This window comes from Bradyrhizobium sp. B124, assembly GCF_038967635.1.
Taxonomy (GTDB): Bacteria; Pseudomonadota; Alphaproteobacteria; order Rhizobiales; family Xanthobacteraceae; genus Bradyrhizobium.
The window spans coordinates 6,922,516-6,942,570 of sequence record NZ_CP152413.1; the positions used below are offsets into that span (position 1 = coordinate 6,922,516).

23 protein-coding genes are annotated in these 20,055 nt (G+C 65.2%); 10 read left to right on the forward strand and 13 right to left on the reverse strand.

Translation table 11 applies throughout. From position 1 onward, the window contains the following. Positions 1-31 precede the first annotated feature (31 nt). On the forward strand, positions 32-400 hold the full coding sequence (locus tag AAFG13_RS32970; protein WP_342709385.1) for an antibiotic biosynthesis monooxygenase family protein: 369 nt from the start codon (positions 32-34) through the stop codon (positions 398-400). 154 nt (positions 401-554) lie between these two features. Here the strand turns inward: AAFG13_RS32970 and AAFG13_RS32975 are convergent, their stop codons facing one another. The 3 genes from AAFG13_RS32975 to AAFG13_RS32985 all read right to left on the reverse strand — a co-directional run bounded on the left by AAFG13_RS32975 (position 555) and on the right by AAFG13_RS32985 (position 3,087). Continuing rightward, positions 555-845 (reverse strand): hypothetical protein, encoded by a 291-nt coding sequence (locus AAFG13_RS32975; protein WP_342709386.1) that lies wholly within the window; start codon positions 843-845, stop codon positions 555-557. A gap of 92 nt (positions 846-937) precedes the next feature. Then, on the reverse strand, positions 938-2,584 hold the full coding sequence (gene groL, locus AAFG13_RS32980; RefSeq protein ID WP_092126735.1) for a chaperonin GroEL: 1,647 nt from the start codon (positions 2,582-2,584) through the stop codon (positions 938-940). Between the two features lie 206 nt (positions 2,585-2,790). Beyond that, positions 2,791-3,087, reverse strand: coding sequence for a co-chaperone GroES (locus tag AAFG13_RS32985; protein ID WP_018269780.1), 297 nt, complete (start codon positions 3,085-3,087; stop codon positions 2,791-2,793). A 319-nt stretch (positions 3,088-3,406) separates the two neighbouring features. Between AAFG13_RS32985 and AAFG13_RS32990 the strand changes: the two genes are divergently transcribed. After that, positions 3,407-3,925 (forward strand): hypothetical protein, encoded by a 519-nt coding sequence (locus AAFG13_RS32990; protein WP_212313560.1) that lies wholly within the window; start codon positions 3,407-3,409, stop codon positions 3,923-3,925. Positions 3,926-4,135: 210 nt separating this feature from the next. On the opposite strand, the gene AAFG13_RS32995 is transcribed toward AAFG13_RS32990, so the two are convergent. Next, positions 4,136-4,348, reverse strand: coding sequence for a hypothetical protein (locus AAFG13_RS32995; protein ID WP_342713438.1), 213 nt, complete (start codon positions 4,346-4,348; stop codon positions 4,136-4,138). Here AAFG13_RS32995 and AAFG13_RS33000 point away from each other — a divergent pair. Further along, the gene (locus AAFG13_RS33000) at positions 4,293-4,490 is read left to right on the forward strand and encodes a hypothetical protein (protein WP_342713579.1); all 198 of its coding nucleotides are present in this window, start codon (positions 4,293-4,295) and stop codon (positions 4,488-4,490) included. The genes AAFG13_RS32995 and AAFG13_RS33000 overlap by 56 nt on opposite strands. 107 nt (positions 4,491-4,597) lie before the next feature. Here the strand turns inward: AAFG13_RS33000 and AAFG13_RS33005 are convergent, their stop codons facing one another. Beyond that, positions 4,598-5,077 (reverse strand): hypothetical protein, encoded by a 480-nt coding sequence (locus AAFG13_RS33005; protein WP_249131893.1) that lies wholly within the window; start codon positions 5,075-5,077, stop codon positions 4,598-4,600. A 570-nt stretch (positions 5,078-5,647) separates the two neighbouring features. Next, positions 5,648-6,424, reverse strand: a complete 777-nt coding sequence (locus AAFG13_RS33010; RefSeq protein WP_212313558.1) for a protein phosphatase CheZ — start codon at positions 6,422-6,424, stop codon at positions 5,648-5,650. Between the two features lie 310 nt (positions 6,425-6,734). Between AAFG13_RS33010 and AAFG13_RS33015 the strand changes: the two genes are divergently transcribed. Further along, positions 6,735-7,544: a L,D-transpeptidase gene (locus AAFG13_RS33015; RefSeq protein ID WP_212313556.1), complete on the forward strand. Its 810-nt coding sequence runs from the start codon at positions 6,735-6,737 to the stop codon at positions 7,542-7,544. A 113-nt stretch (positions 7,545-7,657) separates the two neighbouring features. On the opposite strand, the gene AAFG13_RS33020 is transcribed toward AAFG13_RS33015, so the two are convergent. From AAFG13_RS33020 to AAFG13_RS33040, 5 genes are all read right to left on the reverse strand, one after another. Next, positions 7,658-8,491, reverse strand: a complete 834-nt coding sequence (locus AAFG13_RS33020; protein WP_212313554.1) for a DUF2076 domain-containing protein — start codon at positions 8,489-8,491, stop codon at positions 7,658-7,660. Positions 8,492-8,701: 210 nt separating this feature from the next. Next, positions 8,702-9,544 carry a ChbG/HpnK family deacetylase gene (locus tag AAFG13_RS33025; RefSeq protein ID WP_212313552.1) on the reverse strand — a complete coding sequence of 281 codons (843 nt, stop codon included), beginning with the start codon at positions 9,542-9,544 and terminating at the stop codon, positions 8,702-8,704. Beyond that, positions 9,541-10,587 (reverse strand): glycosyltransferase family 2 protein, encoded by a 1,047-nt coding sequence (locus AAFG13_RS33030; protein WP_342709387.1) that lies wholly within the window; start codon positions 10,585-10,587, stop codon positions 9,541-9,543. Before AAFG13_RS33030 ends, AAFG13_RS33025 begins: the two co-directional genes overlap by 4 nt. A gap of 139 nt (positions 10,588-10,726) precedes the next feature. Further along, positions 10,727-11,704, reverse strand: coding sequence for an ATP phosphoribosyltransferase (gene hisG / locus AAFG13_RS33035; protein ID WP_092124061.1), 978 nt, complete (start codon positions 11,702-11,704; stop codon positions 10,727-10,729). Beyond that, entirely contained in the window at positions 11,701-12,879 is a 1,179-nt protein-coding gene (locus AAFG13_RS33040) for an ATP phosphoribosyltransferase regulatory subunit (RefSeq protein WP_342709388.1), read from the reverse strand. The genes hisG and AAFG13_RS33040 overlap by 4 nt, the downstream gene beginning before the upstream one ends. 240 nt (positions 12,880-13,119) lie before the next feature. Here AAFG13_RS33040 and AAFG13_RS33045 point away from each other — a divergent pair, with 240 nt between their 5' ends. Both AAFG13_RS33045 and AAFG13_RS33050 read left to right on the forward strand, forming a co-directional pair. Next, the gene (locus AAFG13_RS33045; protein WP_342713439.1) at positions 13,120-13,365 is read left to right on the forward strand and encodes a type II toxin-antitoxin system ParD family antitoxin; all 246 of its coding nucleotides are present in this window, start codon (positions 13,120-13,122) and stop codon (positions 13,363-13,365) included. A gap of 1 nt (position 13,366) precedes the next feature. Further along, entirely contained in the window at positions 13,367-13,669 is a 303-nt protein-coding gene (locus AAFG13_RS33050) for a type II toxin-antitoxin system RelE/ParE family toxin (protein WP_212313546.1), read from the forward strand. Between the two features lie 28 nt (positions 13,670-13,697). On the opposite strand, the gene AAFG13_RS33055 is transcribed toward AAFG13_RS33050, so the two are convergent. Then, positions 13,698-14,450 carry a 16S rRNA (uracil(1498)-N(3))-methyltransferase gene (locus AAFG13_RS33055; protein ID WP_342709389.1) on the reverse strand — a complete coding sequence of 251 codons (753 nt, stop codon included), beginning with the start codon at positions 14,448-14,450 and terminating at the stop codon, positions 13,698-13,700. Positions 14,451-15,007: 557 nt separating this feature from the next. Between AAFG13_RS33055 and AAFG13_RS33060 the strand changes: the two genes are divergently transcribed. Both AAFG13_RS33060 and ubiA read left to right on the forward strand, forming a co-directional pair. Next, positions 15,008-15,745, forward strand: coding sequence for a hypothetical protein (locus AAFG13_RS33060; RefSeq protein WP_212313543.1), 738 nt, complete (start codon positions 15,008-15,010; stop codon positions 15,743-15,745). A 25-nt stretch (positions 15,746-15,770) separates the two neighbouring features. Then, complete coding sequence (ubiA, locus tag AAFG13_RS33065; RefSeq protein ID WP_342709390.1) at positions 15,771-16,703, forward strand: 4-hydroxybenzoate octaprenyltransferase; 933 nt, start codon at positions 15,771-15,773, stop codon at positions 16,701-16,703. A 353-nt stretch (positions 16,704-17,056) separates the two neighbouring features. On the opposite strand, the gene AAFG13_RS33070 is transcribed toward ubiA, so the two are convergent. Beyond that, entirely contained in the window at positions 17,057-17,581 is a 525-nt protein-coding gene (locus AAFG13_RS33070; protein WP_342709391.1) for a DUF6101 family protein, read from the reverse strand. A gap of 276 nt (positions 17,582-17,857) precedes the next feature. Here AAFG13_RS33070 and AAFG13_RS33075 point away from each other — a divergent pair, with 276 nt between their 5' ends. Together AAFG13_RS33075 and AAFG13_RS33080 are read left to right on the forward strand one after the other, a co-directional pair. After that, a complete protein-coding gene (locus AAFG13_RS33075) occupies positions 17,858-19,246 on the forward strand; it encodes a TldD/PmbA family protein (RefSeq protein ID WP_342709392.1) in 1,389 nt (462 codons plus the stop codon). Further along, a complete protein-coding gene (locus AAFG13_RS33080; protein WP_342709393.1) occupies positions 19,233-20,042 on the forward strand; it encodes a 3'(2'),5'-bisphosphate nucleotidase CysQ in 810 nt (269 codons plus the stop codon). Before AAFG13_RS33075 ends, AAFG13_RS33080 begins: the two co-directional genes overlap by 14 nt. Positions 20,043-20,055: the final 13 nt, after the last annotated feature.

Sequence of the window (20,055 nt, forward strand, 5' to 3'; positions counted from 1 at the left end):
ACATCATAGCACCATATCAACGGAGCCAGCCATGCCGCAGATGCGCCCCCTCGACCCCGCATTCCCGATCGACCGCCAGCTCGCGGTCGATGCCAGCAACGTCGTGCTCGTCAATCTCTTCACGCTCGACAAGGCGGACGAGGAGATCTTTCTGAAAGCCTGGCAGGGCGACGCCGCCATCATGAAGCGGCAGCCCGGCTTCATCTCGACCCAGCTGCACCGCGCGCTCGGCGACAGCCCGGCCTATCTGAATTATGCGGTGTGGGAGTCGACCGCGGCTTTCCGGGCGGCGTTCGCCAATCCCGAGTTCAGGGTCAAGCTCGCGGCCTATCCGGCCTCGGCGGTGGCGTCGCCGCATCTGTTCCAGAAGGTGGCGGTAGCTGACATCTGCGTCGCGTAGGCAGCCGGTACGGCGGATTAGCCGACTACGTCCGCCGTAGCTCAACGAGCGAAGGCGGAAGGCGAAATCCGTCGATCACGCGCGAGATATCGGCGGATTGCGCTTCGCTAATCCGCCCTACGATCTGCTGGACGTTGGACGTCGCGTCAAACGCTCAACTGTGCACCAGCATGCCAACACCGAGCGTGGCAGCGGCAGCCAGAAAGGCAATGTCCAGAAACCGCAGCGGCGCTGTTGGACGGCGGCCGGCCGAACCGGACATGACGTAATAGATGCAATAACCTGCGCCGAGGACCACAAACGTCAACGTTTGCTTGAACCAGAACGTCAGGACGACCGCAAGATCATCGGTGTTGTCCAGGGCATAGGCACCCAACGCAAGCACCGCGCCGATCGCGTAGAACAGCGCCAGCGTTGACGTCAGGGATTTGGCGTCGCGGGACATCAGATGATCCTTACGGCTCCACCGTAATCAAATCGCAAAAAAGAAGGCCGCCCGGAGGCGGCCTTCGATCTCGGTGCGGATGTGGCGAGGGCTTAGAAGCCGCCCATGCCGCCCATTCCACCCATGCCGCCGCCGCCCGGCATCGCCGGCGCCGCGTCCTTCGGCAGTTCGGCGACCATGGCTTCGGTGGTCACCAAGAGGCCGGCCACGGAGGAGGCGTCCTGCAGCGCGGTGCGCACCACCTTGGCGGGGTCGATGATGCCCTTGTCGACCATGTCGACATACTCCTCGGTCTGGGCGTCGAAGCCGAAGGTCTCCGACTTGTTCTCGAGGATCTTGCCGACCACGATCGAGCCCTCGACACCGGCGTTCTCCGAGATCTGGCGAACCGGAGCTTCGAGCGCCTTGAGCACGATGTTGATGCCGGCCTGGACGTCGGCATTCGGGTTGGTGAGACGGCCGACCGCCTTCTTGGCGCGGAGCAGCGCGACGCCGCCACCGGGCACGATGCCTTCCTGCACCGCGGCGCGGGTCGCGTTCAGCGCGTCCTCGACACGGTCCTTCTTCTCCTTGACCTCGACCTCGGTCGCGCCGCCGACCTTGATCACCGCAACGCCGCCGGCGAGCTTGGCAAGGCGCTCCTGCAGCTTCTCACGGTCGTAGTCCGAGGTGGTCTCCTCGATCTGCGCCTTGATCTGGCCAACGCGGGCGTCGATGTCCTTTTTCTTGCCGGCGCCCTTGACGATCGTGGTGTTCTCCTTGTCGATCACGATCTTGCCGGCGCGGCCGAGCATGTTGACCGTGACGTTCTCGAGCTTCATGCCGAGGTCGTCGGAGATCAGCTGACCGCCGGTCAGGATCGCGATGTCCTCCAGCATCGCCTTGCGGCGATCGCCGAAGCCCGGCGCCTTGACGGCGGCGACCTTGAGGCCGCCGCGCAGGCGGTTGACCACCAGCGTCGCCAGCGCCTCGCCCTCGACGTCCTCGGCGAGGATCAACAGCGGACGGCCCGACTGCACCACGGCTTCCAGCACCGGCAGCATGGACTGCAGGCCGGTCAGCTTCTTCTCGTGCAGCAGGATGTAGGCATCCTCGAGCTCGGCGGTCATCTTCTCGGCATTGGTGATGAAGTAGGGGCTGAGATAGCCGCGGTCGAACTTCATGCCCTCGACGATGTCGACCTCGGTATCGAGCGACTTGTTCTCCTCGACGGTGATGACGCCCTCGTTGCCGACCTTCTGCATCGCCTGCGCGATCATCTTGCCGATCGCGGCATCGCCATTGGCCGAGATGGTGCCGACCTGGGCGACTTCCGAAGAGGAGGCGACCGGCTTGGCGCGCTTCTCGATGTCCTTGATGACGGCGGCGACCGCGGTGTCGATGCCGCGCTTGAGGTCCATCGGGTTCATGCCGGCGGCGACCGCCTTGGCGCCCTCGCGGACGATGGCCTGCGCCAGCACGGTCGCGGTGGTGGTGCCGTCACCGGCGGTGTCGTTGGTCTTGGAAGCGACCTCGCGCAGCATCTGCGCGCCCATGTTCTCGAACTTGTCCTCGAGCTCGATCTCCTTGGCGACGGTGACGCCGTCCTTGGTGATGCGGGGAGCGCCGAAGCTCTTCTCGATGACGACGTTGCGGCCCTTCGGGCCGAGCGTCACCTTCACGGCATTGGCGAGCACGTCGACACCGCGCAACATGCGGTCGCGGGCGTCTCCGGCGAATTTTACGTCCTTGGCAGCCATTGATTTGAACTCCTGGAATGTCTGTGAATTGCTTGCCGCTCGCTTCGCGCGTCATTGCCGGGCAAAAGCACGAAGTGCGTCTTCGTGCTGGGTGACCCGGCAATCCATCGCCCTAGTAAGAGTCTTGGGAAGCGTGATGGATGCCCGGATCAAGTCCGGGCATGACAGCGGAGCGAGCGCCGCGTTTCTCGAATTGGGTCGTGGCCTTACGCCAGCACGCCCATGATGTCGGACTCCTTCATGATCAGGAGCTCCTGGTTGTCGAGCTTGACCTCGGTGCCCGACCACTTGCCGAACAGCACGCGGTCGCCGACCTTGAGGTCGATCGGGATCAGCTTGCCGGCCTCGTCGCGGCCACCCGGGCCGACGGCGACGATCTCGCCCTGGGACGGCTTTTCCTTGGCCGAGTCCGGAATGATGATGCCGCCCTTGGACTTCTCCTCGGCATCGATACGCTTGACCACGACGCGGTCATGCAGTGGGCGGAAGGTGGATTTAGCCATGACGTTCCCTCTTGGAGGCTCGGTTTCAGGTCCGGTTCATCGAGACCGGCGTTGAATGCCGGTCCGGTCGGCGCCAGGCAGGACGCCCGGCGCATTTAGCAATCGTGGTGCGAGAGTGCTAATTGTGCGCCGGGAAATATGGCTTGGCGCAGTTTCTGTCAAGCAAACGGGTTAAGGCCTTGGTGAGGCCAATATAGGATGGTGGACCGGAAACCAAATCGTAGCGATGACGTAATTTTGTCAGACGTCATTGCTCCGCCTTAAGTTTTACGCTTGGCTGCATGACGGGTGCGGCCGGGAGATAGTTCGGGGGATGCATATGATCAGGTCACTCAACGCGCGATTGGTCGCACGGTTCGCGGCTGTCTCGGCGCTGACGACACTTTTGGGGGCATGCGGCAGCATGAGCCTGCCGTCGTTGTCGTCGAACCCCGAGCCGGGGCCGGTCGAACCGGGAGTGGCTCCGGAGATGCCGGCGAGCATCCGCCCCGACGAGATCGTCGGCCGCTGGGGCCTCGCCTCGTTCCAGAATCCCGCCGACCGCGCCCGCACTGAGGCCGCCGCGCGCGGCCAGTGCAAGCAGCCTTACGTGATCGGTGCCGGCCAGAGCGGCGGTGTCATCATGCATCTCGCCGACCAGGCCACCCCGCAGGAACTGCGGCTGAAGGGTTCCCCGAGCGGCAAGAACTATATCGGCCCGCCCGGACCTGTGCCCGGCGAGCAGGACCGCGAGATCATCTCGTTCGACGGCCGGGTCTTGATCACCCGTTTCGTCGACAAGGACGCCGCCACCCGCTACGGCAACATGGTCTACGTCCGCTGCGCCCCGAGGGCGTGACGCGGCTGGCACGTCATTCGGGGTCGATGCGACGCATCGAACCTCAGGTGCGCAACTGCGCACCGGGGAATCTCGACGTCATGGCCTCGCCGTAGGTCAAAACAAAACCGCCGGCCCCGAGGGCCGGCGTTTTTCGTCTGTCCATGAACGAACCGCTGGGAGCACGAACCTTGCCGTGTCGCCCTGGGTTGTGACTTGCAAAGACCTGCTTTATCGCCGGACCCCAACCCGATTGACGCCACCATTCAGGTTGCCGCCCGCGTGATGACGAACCGTAGCCCGCGCCACCGGACGAGGCCTTAGCACGACGCCTGCCCTCGCTACGCAACCGTTCGGATAGCCGACATACTGGCAGTAGACGACCGCCTTGGCCGGTGCCGGATTGAGCGCGACACCTGCTGCCCCCAACAGGAGGCTCGCCACGATCCCGGTAACCGTAACCGACCTGGTCGAAAAAAAGTTCGTCCGATGCATGGTGATCCTCTCCATCGCAAGCGAACCGACGATGATTGCGGCGGTTCAGGCGCGGCTGAAGATTTGGCTGGCAAAGGACAGGCGATGTTGACGTAGATCAACGCTGGGCGCGGCCCGCCACGATGTGCATCGATCTCTTCACATGAAAGAGGGCGGCTCACTGAGCCCGCCCTCTTGTCGTGTGTCGTTGCGCGGATCTCACTGACAGATGTAACTGTGGCCGTCGGCCATCTTCGTCATCGTGCCAGGTTCGCAGGTAATTCCATTGGCTGCCTTGTAGTCTGCCCATCCGGCATAACCGTAATACGGGCTGCCACCATAGTAGGCTCGTGCCGGATAGTAGGGCTGGCCAAAGTGGGGATCCGTCTGGGCGGCGTATGCATCGGTCCAGTTATTTGTGCCCCAGCCAGCATAGACCGGCGCAGTGGCGGCTGCCGTGGCGACCGCGGCCGTGGCGGCAATTCCCGCGCCGACTCCGTACCCGTACGCAGCGCGCCGGGTGTGACGACGTGCAACGCCCGCGACGCTCACGGGCGTCAGCGGTCGGCCCACGCGCGCCTGGGCGCTTTCGACTGACGCCGAAATGCCGCCCTGCTCAGACCATGTGATGGAGAACAGTGTCGCACAAGCGAAAGTCGAGAGCGCAATTGCAGTATTCCTGACATTTCTTCGCGTCATGTTCGATCTCCAGTGTTGAGTAGTCCAGTGGCTCCCCCCAATCAGTGATTCCTCAACAAGCCGCAGGTATCAGCGCCCAAGAAACCCGCCGTGCATCGTCATGGTTTCAATGACGGCCGCGCCCAGGCGAAGCCTGTTCGCCCTTGGATGCGCGCAACGAGTGGCCGGCAAAGCTGTACTGTGTGTTGTGTGAAAGTGCGAAGCCCCGCTCGGGGCGACCGGATTCACTCCGGAAGTCCGGCACCCAATGTTGGCTCCCGGCACACGCATGACAATTTCCTCACATACAGTATGCGCCTGCGACAGCGGACCTGCCAGTAAATTTGCAGGTGTCACAATTGGCACAAACTGCATGCGGTCGAGACAGAGGTTCTGACCGATGTGTCACTTGACGTGCATGCAAGGAAAGCTGCCGTACAGAATTACTCACGCCTTGCAACGCGGCGAGCGATGATCTGGCAACTTTATCTGGTGATCCCTCTCGGGCTCGACCACCGCTCAAACAAAAACGCCGGCCCGAGGGGCCGGCGCTTTTCGTTTTGATCCGACAAATCTCAGTTGAACGTCGCGTCAGTTGAACATAGCGTCGATGTCGTCCTGCGAGGCGTGGCCCGCGTCGCCGTCGAGCTTCGGGCCGTTGAGCAGGCGGGCATCGCCCTCGCGGGTGTCGACGATCGGCGGGACGTGGGTCTTGATGGCGTCGACGCCGCCCCAGATGTTCATCATCTCGTTGATGTGCTGTTCGATGAACTTCATCGTCTGCATCACCTTGCTGATGCGCTGGCCGGTGAGGTCCTGGAAGTTGCAGGCCTCGAAGATCGAGACCACGCGCTCCTGAATATCTTCGCTGAGCCGTTTCTGCTGGTCGGGCGTCACGTTGTTCGCGAGCGCGGTCGCGGCCTGGTCGATCGCTTCCACCGCCTCGAGGATCTGCTGGGTGGCCTGTTCGGTGCCGCCGACCACGGCGCCGAGCTCGCCATTGACCTTGGCCATCTCCTCGCCGTTGAAGCTCTTGCCGTGCAGCACGGCGATCTCGCGCTTGGTGCGGCTGATCGCGTCGTGGATCAGGTCGAGCTCGACCTTGAGCTTCTCGCACTGTTCGACCTGCGCGCGGTAGGTCTCGAGCAGCGCTTGCGTCTCGGCGACTTCGCGGGCGACGGCGGCATCGACGCTGTCGCCGGTGCGCTGCGCCGGTGCCGCGGCCATCTGGGCGCGGATCGAGCGAAGCTCCGCCATGATTTCCCGATGCATCGGACCGAGCTCGCCGCTGCCGGCAACTTCCGGCTCCGGCATCACGACTTCACCCATGGCCTGCTCGACACGAAAACGCTTACGCTTCACTGACATGATTTCATTCCCGCCCCTTCACTGCAGTTCGTTCTAGCGAAAGGTGATTTAACGTCAGGTTCACGCGGGAACAGTTTGCGCCGAGTGCGCGCAACCGCTGCGATACCGGCGATTAACCATGTCGCCGCGGCATTCACGCAAAATAAACGCTGTCAGGCAAAACCGCGCTGCATTGTCGAGATGGTGAATCCAAACCGCGATTCCGTTTACCAAACCGATGCGGTTTTCATTGCTTATTGACCACGTGCAACGGGGCTTGTGCGCTCCGTCCACGTCACACGTCACGACGAAACCAGTACAGAGTACGTCGATGTTCAGGAAAACCACGCTTGCGCTGCTCGCCGGCGCCTCTTCGCTTATCGCCGTTCCCCATCATGCGATGGCGATCGACGCGTCGGCTCAGCCCGAGCCCACCGTGATCTACGCCAACCAGGGCGCACCGCAGCCGCCGATGCGCACCGCCTATGTGCAGCCGCAGCGCTCCAACATGGGCGGCGGCTTCATCGAATTCCTGTTCGGCGATGCGCCGTCGTCGCAGGGTTATTCGCCGCAGCCGATGTATCAGCAGCAGCCTGGTTATTACGGCAACCGCCAGGGGCTGCCGCCGATGGATCCGCAGCAGCAGATGATCCGCCAGCAGGAAGAGGCGGCGGGCGATCCAACGCAGCGTCCGTTCGATTCCAGATATGAAAAGCAGCTGGTCGATTACAGCGGCAAGGAAGGCGTCGGCACCATCGTCGTCGATACGCCGAACAAGTTCCTCTATCTGGTGCAGGGCGACGGCCGCGCGCTGCGCTACGGCATCGGCGTCGGCCGGCCCGGCTTCACCTGGGCCGGCGTCAAGACGATCTCGGCGAAGAAGGAATGGCCGGCCTGGACGCCGCCGCCGGAAATGCTGGCGCGCCGTCCCGACCTGCCGCGGCACATGGAAGGCGGCCCGGAGAATCCGCTCGGCGCCCGCGCGATGTATCTCGGCTCCTCGCTCTATCGTATCCATGGCTCCAACGAGCCCTGGACGATCGGCACCAACGTCTCGTCCGGCTGCATCCGGATGCGCAACGAGGACGTGATCGACCTCTACGGCCGCGTCAATGTCGGCGCCAAGGTCGTCGTGATGTAAGTGTGGTTTTGAAGCAGCTGCTCTAAAGATGGTGTCGCCCCGGCTTTCGCCGGGACGACGGAATCAAAACGGCCGCTCGATTGGAGCGGCCGTTGTCGTTTCAGCGATCGCGCTTACGCGTAATCGCTGTTGTCGTCGCCGCCGTTGTCGTCGAAATCGTCGGCGTCTTGATCATCGTCGCTGTCCTGGTCGGCCTGCGCCTGGTCGAACGCGCCGGCGCGCGAGCCGGAATCACTGTCGCGACCGGACGAACTGACATCGTTGATCCCGGCGTCACGGGCAAGGTTGCTCGACGACTGGTCGCCGCCCCAGGGACGCGAACCACCGCCGAGGCCGCCGGCGTCGGCCAGCGATTGATGGCTTCCGCCACCCATCATGCCGCGAATGCTGGAGAGCAGCAGTCCGCCGCCGACCACGCCGGCCGCGGCCGCAGCCGCAGTGCCGAGGAACGAGCCGCCACCGCCGCCGGGCGCGCCGCCGCCGAAGGGCGGGGGCTGCTGGCCGCCGTAGGGCTGGCCGTATTGGGGCTGGCCGTATTGCTGCGGCGGTTGGCCATAGCCGCCCGCCTGCTGCATCGCCTGGCCCGAGTTCCAGACCGGGCGGCTGCCGCCGACATCCGGCGGGCGCACCGGCGGCACCGAGCCGTGCGGCTGCTGCTGGCCCTGTCCGAAGATCGCATCGCGCATCGAATCGAGGAAGCCGCCGCCCTGCTGCTGTGCCGGCTGTTGCTGGCCGACCGCGGCCTCGAGCTCCTGGATCCGGTCATGGGCGCGCTTCAGCGCCTCGTCCTGCACCAGCGCGGTCTGCACCAGCGTGTAAACCGCATTCGGCGCGCTGCGCAGGCCCTGCATGATCGCGGACATGGCCTCGCCGTCGCGCGGGGCATTCTCCAGCTTGGCGAGCCGGTCGAAGAGATCGTCAATCAGTTGGCGTTCTTGCGGTGTCATGGCGTTCTCCATCGCGTCGATCGAATCGGCGCGCGGCTGATGTAGGACGGGCTTTGTGGCGCAAGGAGTGGGGGCCAGAATTAAATTTCTGTATGCGACAATACGACCGGCGGCTTTTCGTGAACCCAAAGCGTTTTCGAGCGAGGCCTGCCCCGCACTTGATGCGGGGTGGGTCCCGGTTCGCGTGAAGAAAGCGCGTCAAAACAAGGGTCAGCCGAGTGTAACTTTATTCAGGGCCAGCAGCGCGGGGAAATGCTCGCCTGCGAGATAGGCATGCTCGGTCTCGCGCTGCGTCGTCAGCGGGTCGAGGTTCTGTAGTGTTTCATCGACGAAACCGGGATGGCACATCACGAGCCCGTCCTCGGGCAGGCCGTCGAGGAAGCCCTGCATCAGCGCTCCGAATTCGCTGCCACGCGTAAAATCGTAGGCGCCGGCGAAAGCCGGATTGAAGCGCAGGCCCGATCGCTGGGCCTTGATCCGGAATTGGGTGCTGAGCACGTTCAGCACTAAAGCCTTCGGCGCCGTCAGTTGGCGTGCCAGCGGACCTTCGCGTCCGCACTGCCGCACCCAGGCGCCTGGCGCGCGCTCCTTCACGGCGCGCAGGAAGCCGTCGCGGACCTGCGGGAACAGCTGCGCGTGCTGATGGCCGTCGACGAAATCGGGCGCGCGGCCGAACAGATCGTGGAAGGCATCGAGCTGCGCCAGCACCTCGGCATGGACCAGATCGGCGTCGAGCCGGTGCATCAGTCCGGCGCGAAGCAGCCGCGGGAACGGCAGGAACATGTCGCCGTCGAGTGGACGGAAATGCATCGTCAGCGGTCGGAACGGCGCAGTCAGCGTCACATGCAGCCCGATCGCGCAGCGCGGGCTTTTCGCTACCGAAGCCTGCAGCGCGGCCGCAGCCTCGCGGCCGATCGCCGGCGTCACCATCATCACCGACGTCGCATTGAGGCGGCCGCGCTCGATCAGGTCGCGGATCGCGCGGTTGACGCCATCGCTCAAGCCATAATCGTCAGCACACAGCCAGATCCGGCGCGGCAAAACTTCGCTCATTCGGCGGCGGTCCGCTCGGTGGCGCTCTGCGCCGTTCCGCCGTCGGCGTGCTTCTCGGTATGCTCGGCGACGAAGTAGATCGGCCGTGCCTTCAATTCGGAGAGGATCTTGCCGATATATTCGCCGACGATGCCGATCATGATCAGCTGCACGCCGCCGATCGTCATCACGCCGATCATCAGCGAGGGATAGCCGGGGACCTGCTTGCCGGTGGTCAGCACTTCCCACAGGATCGAGAGGCCGAACAGGAAGGCCGCGCCTGCGAGCAGCGCGCCGAGCAGGCTGGCGAAGCGCAGCGGCGCCACCGAGAACGAGGTCAGGCCCTCGATCGACAGGCCGATCAGCCGGCCGGCATTGAAGGTGGTGACGCCATGCGCACGCGGCGCCGGCTCGTAGTCGACGCGGATCTGCCTGAAGCCGATCCAGCTGGCGAGGCCCTTGAAGAAGCGGTTGCGCTCCGGCAATTGCCGCAAGGCCGCGGCCGCGCGCGGCGACAGCAGGCGGAAGTCGCCGGCATCCTCGGGAATCCGCTGCCGCGCGCCCCAGTTGATCAGCGCGTAGAAGCCGCGCACGGAAAGCCGCCGCAACGCCGATTCATTGTCGCGGTGCGCCTTCGCCGTGTAGACCACGTCGTAGCCGTCATCGATCCAGTGCGCGACCAGTTGCTCGACCAGGGTCGGCGGATGCTGGCCGTCGCCGTCCATGAACAGCACCGCGCCGCGGCGGGCGTGGTCGAGGCCGGCCATCAGCGCCGCCTCCTTGCCGAAATTGCGCGACAGCGACACCACCTGGAGGTCGAGCCCGTCGGCGGGCAGGCCGCGCGCGATCGCAAGCGTGTTGTCCTCGCTGCCGTCGTCGACATAGACCACTTCGCAGTTAAGGCCGTAACGGGCGCGCAGTGAGCTGGCGAGGTCGATCAGCCGTTGGTGCAGCGCCACAAGCCCGTCGGCCTCGTTGTAGACGGGCACGACGATGGACAGACCCTGCGCGGCGGCGGTCTTGGCGGTTGTGGTCAGGCTGGAAACGTCAGAGCCCAGCATCATCGGTCAGGTTCCAGAACTAGAGCGTTTTCCAGCGAAATCGGGTTCCGTTCGCGTGAAAGAAAACGCGTCGCAACGAGAGATCATGAACACAATATGGTACCGACGGCCGGCTGTCGCCAACATGAACGGCCCCGCCTGCTCATTGTCGCAGGAATGCCTCGAGCTTGGCGAACAGCGGGTTCTCGCGGTCGAACACGTAGTCCAGCGACACCACCGACACGGTTTCGGCGCCGTGCTCGCGCAGGAAGCTGCCGAGCGCGTAAAGCTTGCCCGGTGGGCAGTGCAGCGTCAGCATGCCCGACGAGGTCGGGCTGCCGAACGGGGCGACCACGCCGAAGCGGGTATGCGCTTCGGACAGCAGCGCGTCGTTGCAGCCGGCGAACCGGGTTCGCACCTCGCGGTACTTGCTGGCGCGAGCGCGCGCGGCGATGTGGTCGAGGATGACGCGCGCGGTCTCGCGGGCGCCGGTCGACCAGTCGGCATCGCGGGAGGCGACGAGGTTGGCCTGGCTGCGCAGCATCACGCCGTCGTCGAGCACCTTGAGGCCGTTGGCCGCGAGCGTCGCGCCGGTCGTCGTGATGTCGACGATCAGCTCGGCGGTGCCGGCCGCGGGTGCGCCTTCGGTGGCGCCGGCGCTCTCCACGATGCGGTAGTCGCCGACGCCGTGCTTGGCAAAGAAGCCGCGCGTCAGGTTGATGTATTTGGTCGCAACCCGCATGCGGTGATTGTGCTGCTCGCGGAAGCCGCTTGCGACGTCGTCGAGATCGGCCATGGTGCGAACGTCGATCCAGGCCTGCGGCACCGCGACCACGACATTGGCATAGCCGAAGCCGAGGCCTTCGATCATCAGCACGCGCTTGTCGGCATCCGGAATGCTCTCGCGCACCAGATCCTCGCCGGTGACGCCGAGATGCACCGAGCCGCGCGCCAGGTTGGCCGCGATCTCGCTGGCCGACAGATAGGCGATCTCGACATTGTCGACGCCGGCGATGGTGCCGCGATAGTCGCGCGCGCCGCCGGCTTTCGACAAGGTCAGCCCGGCGCGGGCGAAGAAGCTCTCCGCGTTTTCCTGCAAGCGCCCCTTGGAGGGAACGGCAACGACGAACGGCGTGCTCATCGGGCGCCTCCGTTGGCGCCGGCCTTGCCATGCCGGGTCATCGCCTCGATCCAGACCGAGAAGCCGACCGCGGGGATCGGACTGGCCGAGCCGAGCTGCGTCATCAGCCCGTCATAGCGGCCGCCCGCGACCAGCGGCTCGGCGCCGTTGCCCTTCGCGTGCAGCTCGAACTCGAAGCCGGTGTAGTAGTCGAGGCCGCGGCCGAACGCGGTCGCGAACCGCGTCTTTTTGAGGTCGATGCCGCGCGCGGCCATGAAGCCGACCCGGCTCTCGAACTGGTCGATTGCCGCGGCAAGGTCGAGCCTGGCGTCGGACGCCAGCGCGCGCAGCTGCGCGATTGCGTCGTCGGGATCGCCCGATATGGCGAGGAAGCGCTTGATGGTGGCGAGCGCATCGCGCGGCAGCGCGCCGCCCTTCAGCGTCGATTGCTCGAGGAAGCGGTCGGCGATCTCGGCGACGGTGCGGCCGCCGACATTGGTGGTGCCGGCGATCGACATCAAATCGGTGACCAGCGCCAGCGCCGCCTTGCGGTCGGATCCGGCCAGCGCTGCGAGCACGCCTTCGTATTCGTTGCGGCCCGGCGCGGTCGCCAAGGTCAGCTGCTCGATGTCGTCGGTCAGCGAAACCTTGCGGTTGAAATCCTTGATCAGCCGGCGCCGCCACACCGGATAGAGCTCGAGAGCATCGATCAGCGCGTTGAACAGCGCGACGTCGCCCGTGCGGATCTCGACATCGGTCAACCCGAAGGCCGTGGTTGCCTCCAACGCCAGCGCCAGCATCTCGGCGTCGGCCGCGGCGCGATCCTGCCGCCCGAAGGATTCGATGCCGGCCTGCAGGAACTGGCTCGGCTGGCCGTCGCGATAGCGGAACACCGGGCCGAGATAGCTGAAGCCGGCCGGCTGGCCGGCGCGGGGCGAGGCGAGGTAGTCGCGCGCCACCGGGATCGTGAGATCCGGCCGCAGGCAGAGTTCCTCGCCGCTCGGGTCGGTCGTCAGATACAGGCTCTTGCGGATGTCCTCGCCGGATAGGTCGAGGAACGGCTCGGCCGGCTGCAGGATCGCGGGTTCGGACCTGAGATAACCGGCCTGCGCGAACGAGGCCAGCAGCGCATCCGCCCAGGAAGCCGCTCCTGGGGCGGATCCGGCGGCGGGTCGTGGTGCGGCAGCTTCGCTCATCTCGACGTCCAAAGGTCCGGATTCGGGTACCGGCACTGGTTCCAAGGGTGGTTCGGGGCAGCCCTTACCATGGCCGTATCACGGTTTCGACAGCGATCGACCAAGTGGCTTAATGATTGCGTGCGTTAACGATTTTACGACGGCTTGGCTAGGTGGAACCGGAACGTTCGATGGCTTATGGCAAACATTGCTAAAGCCTGTGGTCGCTCCCATAATTGGGGAGAGGGTCCCATCATGAATATGAACGTGTCGTTGACCGACGAGTTGAGCGAGTTCGTCAAAACCAAGGTTGCGAGCGGCCGTTACACCTCGGCAAGCGAGGTCGTGCGAGAGGCGCTGCGGATCATGGAGCAGACCGAAGAGGCGCGATTGGCATTCCTCCGCAATGCCTGGGCGGCGGGACAGGCGAGCGGCGACGCGGGTCCGGCTGACTTCGCTGAAATCAAGGCGCAGGGACGAGCCCGGTTGAAGGCAGCGGGCAAGTAAATTGGGAAAGGTTCGCCTTTCTCGGCTCGCGCAAAGCGACCTCGCCGAAATCTGGTTTCTCATCGCATCCGACAAAGGACCCGCGACGGCAGACCATTGGATCGATCGCATTGAAGCGCGCTGCGGCCAGTTGGCGCAATTCCCTGAATCGGGCCCGGCGCGTCCCGACGTTGCCGATGGTGCGAGGATGCTGGTGATTTCGCGGTGGCTGGCGCTTTACGAGATTATCCCAGGCGGCGTGCGCATCATGCGCGTCATCGATGCCGCGCGCTCTCTTGGAGAGCTGGATTTGTCAGGCGAATAGACCGCCGGCCCGCGGGCCGCCGTTCCGGCTAGCCCTTTGCTCCCCAATCCCCCAGCGCCGCCTGCACCAGCGCCAGCGCCGCGACGGCGGCGGTGTCGGCCCGCAGGATGCGCGGCCCGAGTGCGAGACGGAGGATGTTGGGCTGGCGCAGCAGCAGCGCGCGCTCCTCCTCGGCAAAGCCGCCCTCGGGGCCGATCAGCACGTCGATCCCGCCGTTTGCGGCGGTCGTTGCCTGCAGCGCCTGCACCGGGTTCGCCACTTCGGCCGCCTCGTCGCAGAACACCAGGAGCCGTGCCGGATCGCGCCCCGCCAGGAAACGTTCGAGCGGAAGGGGATCGGCGACCTCGGCAAGCGAGATGATCCCGCATTGCTCGGCGGCTTCAACCACATTGGCGCGCATCCGCTCGCTGTTGACCCGCGATACCTGGGTGAAGCGTGTCAGCACCGGCACGAGCCGTGCGGCGCCCATCTCGACCGCCTTCTGCACCATGTAGTCGAGCCGCGCATGTTTCAGCGGCGCGAATACGTAGATGACATCGGGCAGGCGGTCCTGCGGGCGGGTCTGCGCCGTGATCGTCAGCGTGTCGGCCCGCTTGCGGCCGGAAATCTCGGCGCGCCATTCGCCGTCGCGGCCGTTGAACACCAGCACGGTGTCGCCGGCGCCAAGCCGCAGCACGTTGCCGAGATAGTTGCTCTGGTCGCGTTCGAGCGAAACGGTCGCGCCGGCTCCGAGCGGGGCATCGACAAACAGGCGGGGGCTACGAAAATCGAGTTCAGGCATGTCCTAGGTTCCTGAGCCGCGTTCTAGCCCAAAGGTGCTGCCAAGTATTGCCCGCTGCCGTTGATTGCGATCGGAGAGGATCGGCAGACACCGTAATAGGCGTCGGGCGCCGGCGCTAAGGCCGCTTCCATGCGGCGAGGCAAGTTAACCAAGCCGGGCGACACCGTAGTCCCGCGGACTCGTCAGGACCGCTCCGGCCAACTACTACAGGGGTGTCGATATATTGCTTCTGTCACCAAGTCATTTTTGAAGTCCGAGGGGTCGCTTGCACGCGGCCCCTTTTGCGTTTCGGTCGGTGTGGGCCCGCAAATTCGAGCTGAGGCATGACCGAAAATCTCGTTCAGGCACATTTGATGGCCCGGATTTACCGCCGTTCGCGGCCTAAAGGCTTAAAATCGGGGAACAATTTAATGTGGCCGGTGTGGCCCTACGCCGCGCTGTCGCCCAAATCCACGGGTTGTTAAGGGCTCACAGGAATCGTAAAACGCCCCCAAATTTCGTTGCTTCGTTTTGTTGCGCTGGGGTTGCCTGGACCTTTTGCCGGAGAAACACCCTCGATGATCCGCCGACTGATCGTGCTGACCGTTGCCGCGACCGCCCTGTCCGCGGGGTACGCCGCTGCCCAGAGCGCCTTTCCGGCACCGCTGCCCAATCAACAAGGGAAGGCCGGCACCGCCTCGGATCCCGCTTTCCCGCCTGTCAATGGCATGCGTCCAAGCCAGGCCGGCAGCGCTTCGGATCCTGCGTTCCCGCCGGTCAACGGCGCGCCGGCGGCCAGGGTCGGCGCCACGCCGTCGGCATTTCCAACCAATGGTGCGGCTCCCATCGCCGGTGGCGGCCTGTCGTCTCCGCCGCCCCCGCCCGGCGCCGGTGGCGGCGCCGCCGGTGACGCCTGCATGAAGGATTTCGTTCCGCTGCGCGAGGAGACCGAGAAGCGCGGCAAGGCGATCAAGGCGGCGAGCGACCGGCACGCCAGCCCCCAGGAGGCCTGCAAGCTGATCGGCAATTATAGCCAGGCCGAAGTCAGGATGATCAAATACGTCGACACCAACGCGGCGAAGTGCGGGATCCCGCCGCAGATCTCCGATCAGCTCAAGAACGGCCACAAGAATACCGAAGCGCTGCTGAAGAAGGTCTGCAACGTCGCGGAGCAGGCGGCGGCGCAGCCGCGCGGGCCCGCGGGGCCGTCGCTGAGCGACGTGCTCGGCTCGTCCGCCTCGCTGCCGGAAGCGACGCCGACCAAGAAGGGCGGCAGCACCTTCGACACGCTGAACGGCAACGTTCTCACCCGATGATCGAGCGCCCGATGATTGACCGCGCATGAGTGACGTCTCCGCCCGCGTTGCCGACTCCACAGGCAACTGGGTGGATACCCATGCGCCGGTCTGGTCGCGGCCCTATCTGCGGCTTGCGCGCTACGACCGGCCCATCGGCTCCTGGCTGTTGCTGATGCCGTGCTGGTGGTCGGCGGCGCTGGCCGCCGGCGTCGCACATGATGTTCGCTCGCTCCCGCTCGTCGTCCTGCTGTTCTTCATCGGCGCCTTCGTGATGCGCGGCGCGGGCTGCACCTGGAACGACATCACCGATCGCGATCTCGACGCCAGGGTCGAGCGCACGCGGTCGCGGCCGATCCCCGCCGGGCAGGTCACGGTGACGCAGGCGGTGATCTTCATGGTCCTGCAGGCGCTGATCGGGCTCGCGGTGCTTTTGCAGTTCAACCGCTTTGCGATCATGACCGGCATCGCCTCGCTCGTGATCGTCGCGATCTACCCGTTCATGAAGCGGATCACCTGGTGGCCGCAGGTCGTGCTCGGTCTCGCCTTTTCCTACGGCGCCCTGATGGGATTTGCGGTGACGCTCGAGCGCATCGATGCGGCTGCGATCGCGCTTTACGCCGGATCGATCGCCTGGGTGATCGCCTACGACACCATCTACGCCCATCAGGATGCCGAGGATGATGCGCTGATCGGCGTCAAATCCACCGCGCGCCTGTTCGGCGCACGCACCCATCGCGCGCTGGTGATTTTCTATGGTCTCGCCGTGCTGCTGATCGGCGCGGCGTTCGCGCTTGCGGGCGCACGCTGGCCGGCGTGGATCGGCCTTGCGGCGTTCGCGCTGCATCTCGCCTGGCAGGTCCGCCGGCTCGACACCAGCGACCCCGCGCTCTGCCTGCGCATCTTCAAGTCCAACCGCGACGCCGGCTTCATCCTGTTCGCGAGCCTGGTCGTCGATGCGATGCTGCGCGCGGCTTAGGTCGCGAGAATGCGAAGCTGCGTCCCCATCCTCAGCTGTCATCGCCCGGCCTGTGCGCAATTGCGCACATTGACCGGGCGATCCAGTACGCCGCGGCCTCTCGGCTTAAGCACAGCCGTCTCTGGAATACTGGATCACCCGCATGCGCGGGTGATGACACCGCGTGGTGTGGCAACTTGAATCGACAACCATCCTCATCGTCGTCCTGGCGAAAGCCAGGACCCATTACCCAAATCTCGATTGTTGCGCGTCGCCGGGGCCACGATCCCGTTCATCACCGAATGCGGTGGTTATGGGTGCTGGCTTTCACCAGGACGACCATGAGGTGAGAGTCGTGGAGCGGCGAAACGTACTCAATCCCGCGCGATGATCTCGCGCTCGTCGCGATGCACGCTGGTGCCGTTGAGGCTGACGCCGGCGCGGCGGCGGACCAGGAATTTCGGGCGGCGCGCGCGGATTGCGTTGCGGCGGCGGCGGCGCGGGGCAGGCTGGCGCGGCGCCGGCTCGGTCAGTTGCGGGAGATGGAAGATGTCGCTCCACATCTGCCAGGCGGAGCTGATCTCTTCGGCATCCGAACTGGTGCCGAGCGGAATGGAGAGCGCGGGATCGCGGTGAACCAGCACCAGCATCTGCGCGTCGTCGATGCCGCGCAGCGCGACACCGAGGAAATCGCTGACGCGAACATTGACCGCCATCCGCATCCCGAGAACGGCACGGCGCAGCACGACATGTTCGCGATGAAGCTCGACCTGCCGCATGCCGCCATCCGCGCGCGCATCCTGCGCGTGGAAGCTGAGCGGAAGGGAAAGTGGGTCGAGCCGCAGTGCGCGGCTCGACCCGGCGGAATTGATTCCGCTTGTTGGTGTTTGACGCCTCAAAGCCCTAGTCTCCCCGCCGGGATTATGTTCCCGGTCGATGTGTGAGAGCCTAGCCGAGCGATGGCCGTTTCGGCTTAAAAAGCCTGGTTAACCGCTCCTCACCTGGCGCCATGATTGACAAGAGGTTGGCCCGCATGATTGACGAAGCCTTGCGCCGATCACTCAAATCTTTGTTGCCCGCCGGTGCAAAGTGCTTGAATTCCCTGTGAAACCGGCACATCTGGTTAGGTCTGTCGACGCCATTCCGGGCCCCCCTCAATCCGCAGGAATTCGTTCGTGAACTCTTCACCATCTGCATCGCGACACGGCGATACCTCCGATCTGTTCGATCAGTCCGGCCTGAGCGACCTTGCGCAGCGTCTGGTCGAGGCCGCAAAGCGCGCCGGCGCCGATGCGGCCGATGCCATCGCGGTGCGGGGCGTCTCGCAAGGCGTCGAAGTCCGCGACGGCCGCGTCGAGGAAACCGAGCGCTCCGAAGGCGATGATGTCGGCCTTCGGGTGTTCGTCGGCCAGCGCCAAGCGGTGGTCTCGACCAATGACGTCAGCGGCGACGGGATCGCAAAGCTCGCCGAGCGTGCGGTCGCGATGGCGCGCGTCGCGCCCGACGACAAATATGTCGGCCTGGCCGATCCCGCGCTCCATGCGCATGATTTCCCCGATCTCGATCTGCTCGACCGCACCGTCCCGACCACGGCCGAGCTCGAGCAGCGCGCCATCGAAGCGGAGGCCGCGGCACTCGCGGTCAAGGGTGTCACCAAGTCCGGCGGTGCATCGGCCTCGACCGGGATCGGCGGCATGGTGCTGGTGACGTCGACCGGCTTCCACGGTTCTTATCTTCGCTCCAGTCACGGCATCTCGACGACGGCGATTTCCGGTGAGGGCACCGGCATGGAGCGCGATTACGATTTCACCAGCGCGCCGCATGCGTCCGATCTCGATTCACCCACGGCCGTTGGCCGCAAGGCCGGTGAGCGCGCGGTGGCGCGGTCGAATCCGCGCAAGGTCGAGACTTGCAAGGTGCCTGTGGTGTTCGACCCGCGGGTTGCGGGCTCGATCGTCGGCCATCTGGTCGGCGCCATCAACGGCGCCTCGATCGCGCGCAAGACCAGCTTCCTGAAGGACAAGCTCGGCGAGCAGTTGTTCTCCAGGGATATCCGTATCATCGACGATCCCCTGCGCGTGCGCGGCCTGCGTTCGCAGACCTTCGACGCCGAGGGCGTCGAGGTGAAAAAGATCGCGCTGATCGACGAAGGCGTGCTGACCACCTGGGTGCTGGACTCCGCGACCGCGCGGGAGCTCGGCTTGGTCACGACCGGGCATGCGCATCGCGGCGTGTCGTCCTCGCCATCGCCCGGAACCTATAATCTGCATCTCGAGCCGGGTGCGGTGACGCCGAAGGAGCTGATCTCCGACATCAAGCAGGGTTTCTATGTCACCGACCTGATCGGCTCCGGCGTCAACGGCGTGACCGGCGATTACAGCCGCGGCGCGTCCGGCTTCTGGATCGAGAACGGCGAGATCACCTATCCGGTCAGCGAAGTGACCATCGCCGGCCATCTGCTGCCGATGTTCAAGTCGCTGGTCGCTGCCAACGATCTGGAATTCCGCTACGGCGTCAATTCGCCGACGCTGCGCATCGAGGGCCTGACGCTTGGCGGACGCTGATACGGACGACTGGACCAAGGCGCGCGACGCCGCCTTGCTGACCAGATCGGTGCAGGAGGCGGGCCGGCTCGCATCGTCGCTATTCCGCACCGAGTTGAAGAACTGGATCAAGGGCGCGTCCTCGCCGGTCTCCGAGGCCGACATCGCCGTCAACGACCTCCTGGAGCAGCAGCTGCGTTCGGCGACGCCGGGTTACGGCTGGCTGTCGGAGGAAAGCGCCGACAACGCGACCCGGCTCGACAGGCGCTTCACCTGGATCGTCGATCCGATCGACGGCACCCGCGCCTATCTCGCCGGCCGCGAGGACTGGTGCGTCAGTGTGGCGCTGGTTGAAAATGCATCGCCGGTGCTCGCGGCGGTGTATGCGCCGGTGACCGAGGAATTCTTCTTCGCCGCCCGCGGCCAGGGCGCCACCCTGAACGACAGCGGCGTGCACGCGACCGCGGGCACCGAGTTCGATTTTCCCCGCATGGCCGGACCGAAACCGCTGGTGCAGCGGCTCAGCCCGACGTCGGACGAGATCACGCTGTTTCCGCGGATCGGATCGCTGGCCTTGCGGTTGTGCCGCGTAGCACAAGGTCGACTTGACGCCGCCTTTGCGGGCGGGCAAAGCCGCGACTGGGATCTTGCCGCCGCGAATTTGATCGTGCAGGAAGCGGGTGGTAAGATGACCGCGCTCTCGGGGGATGCGATTGAGTACAATCGCCGGGAGGTGACGCATGGGGTGCTGGTGGCAGCAGGACGCGAACGTCATGCACGCATTGTCGAGCATTTTCGCAACCGTCCATTGCCGTGAGGCCCCGCCGATC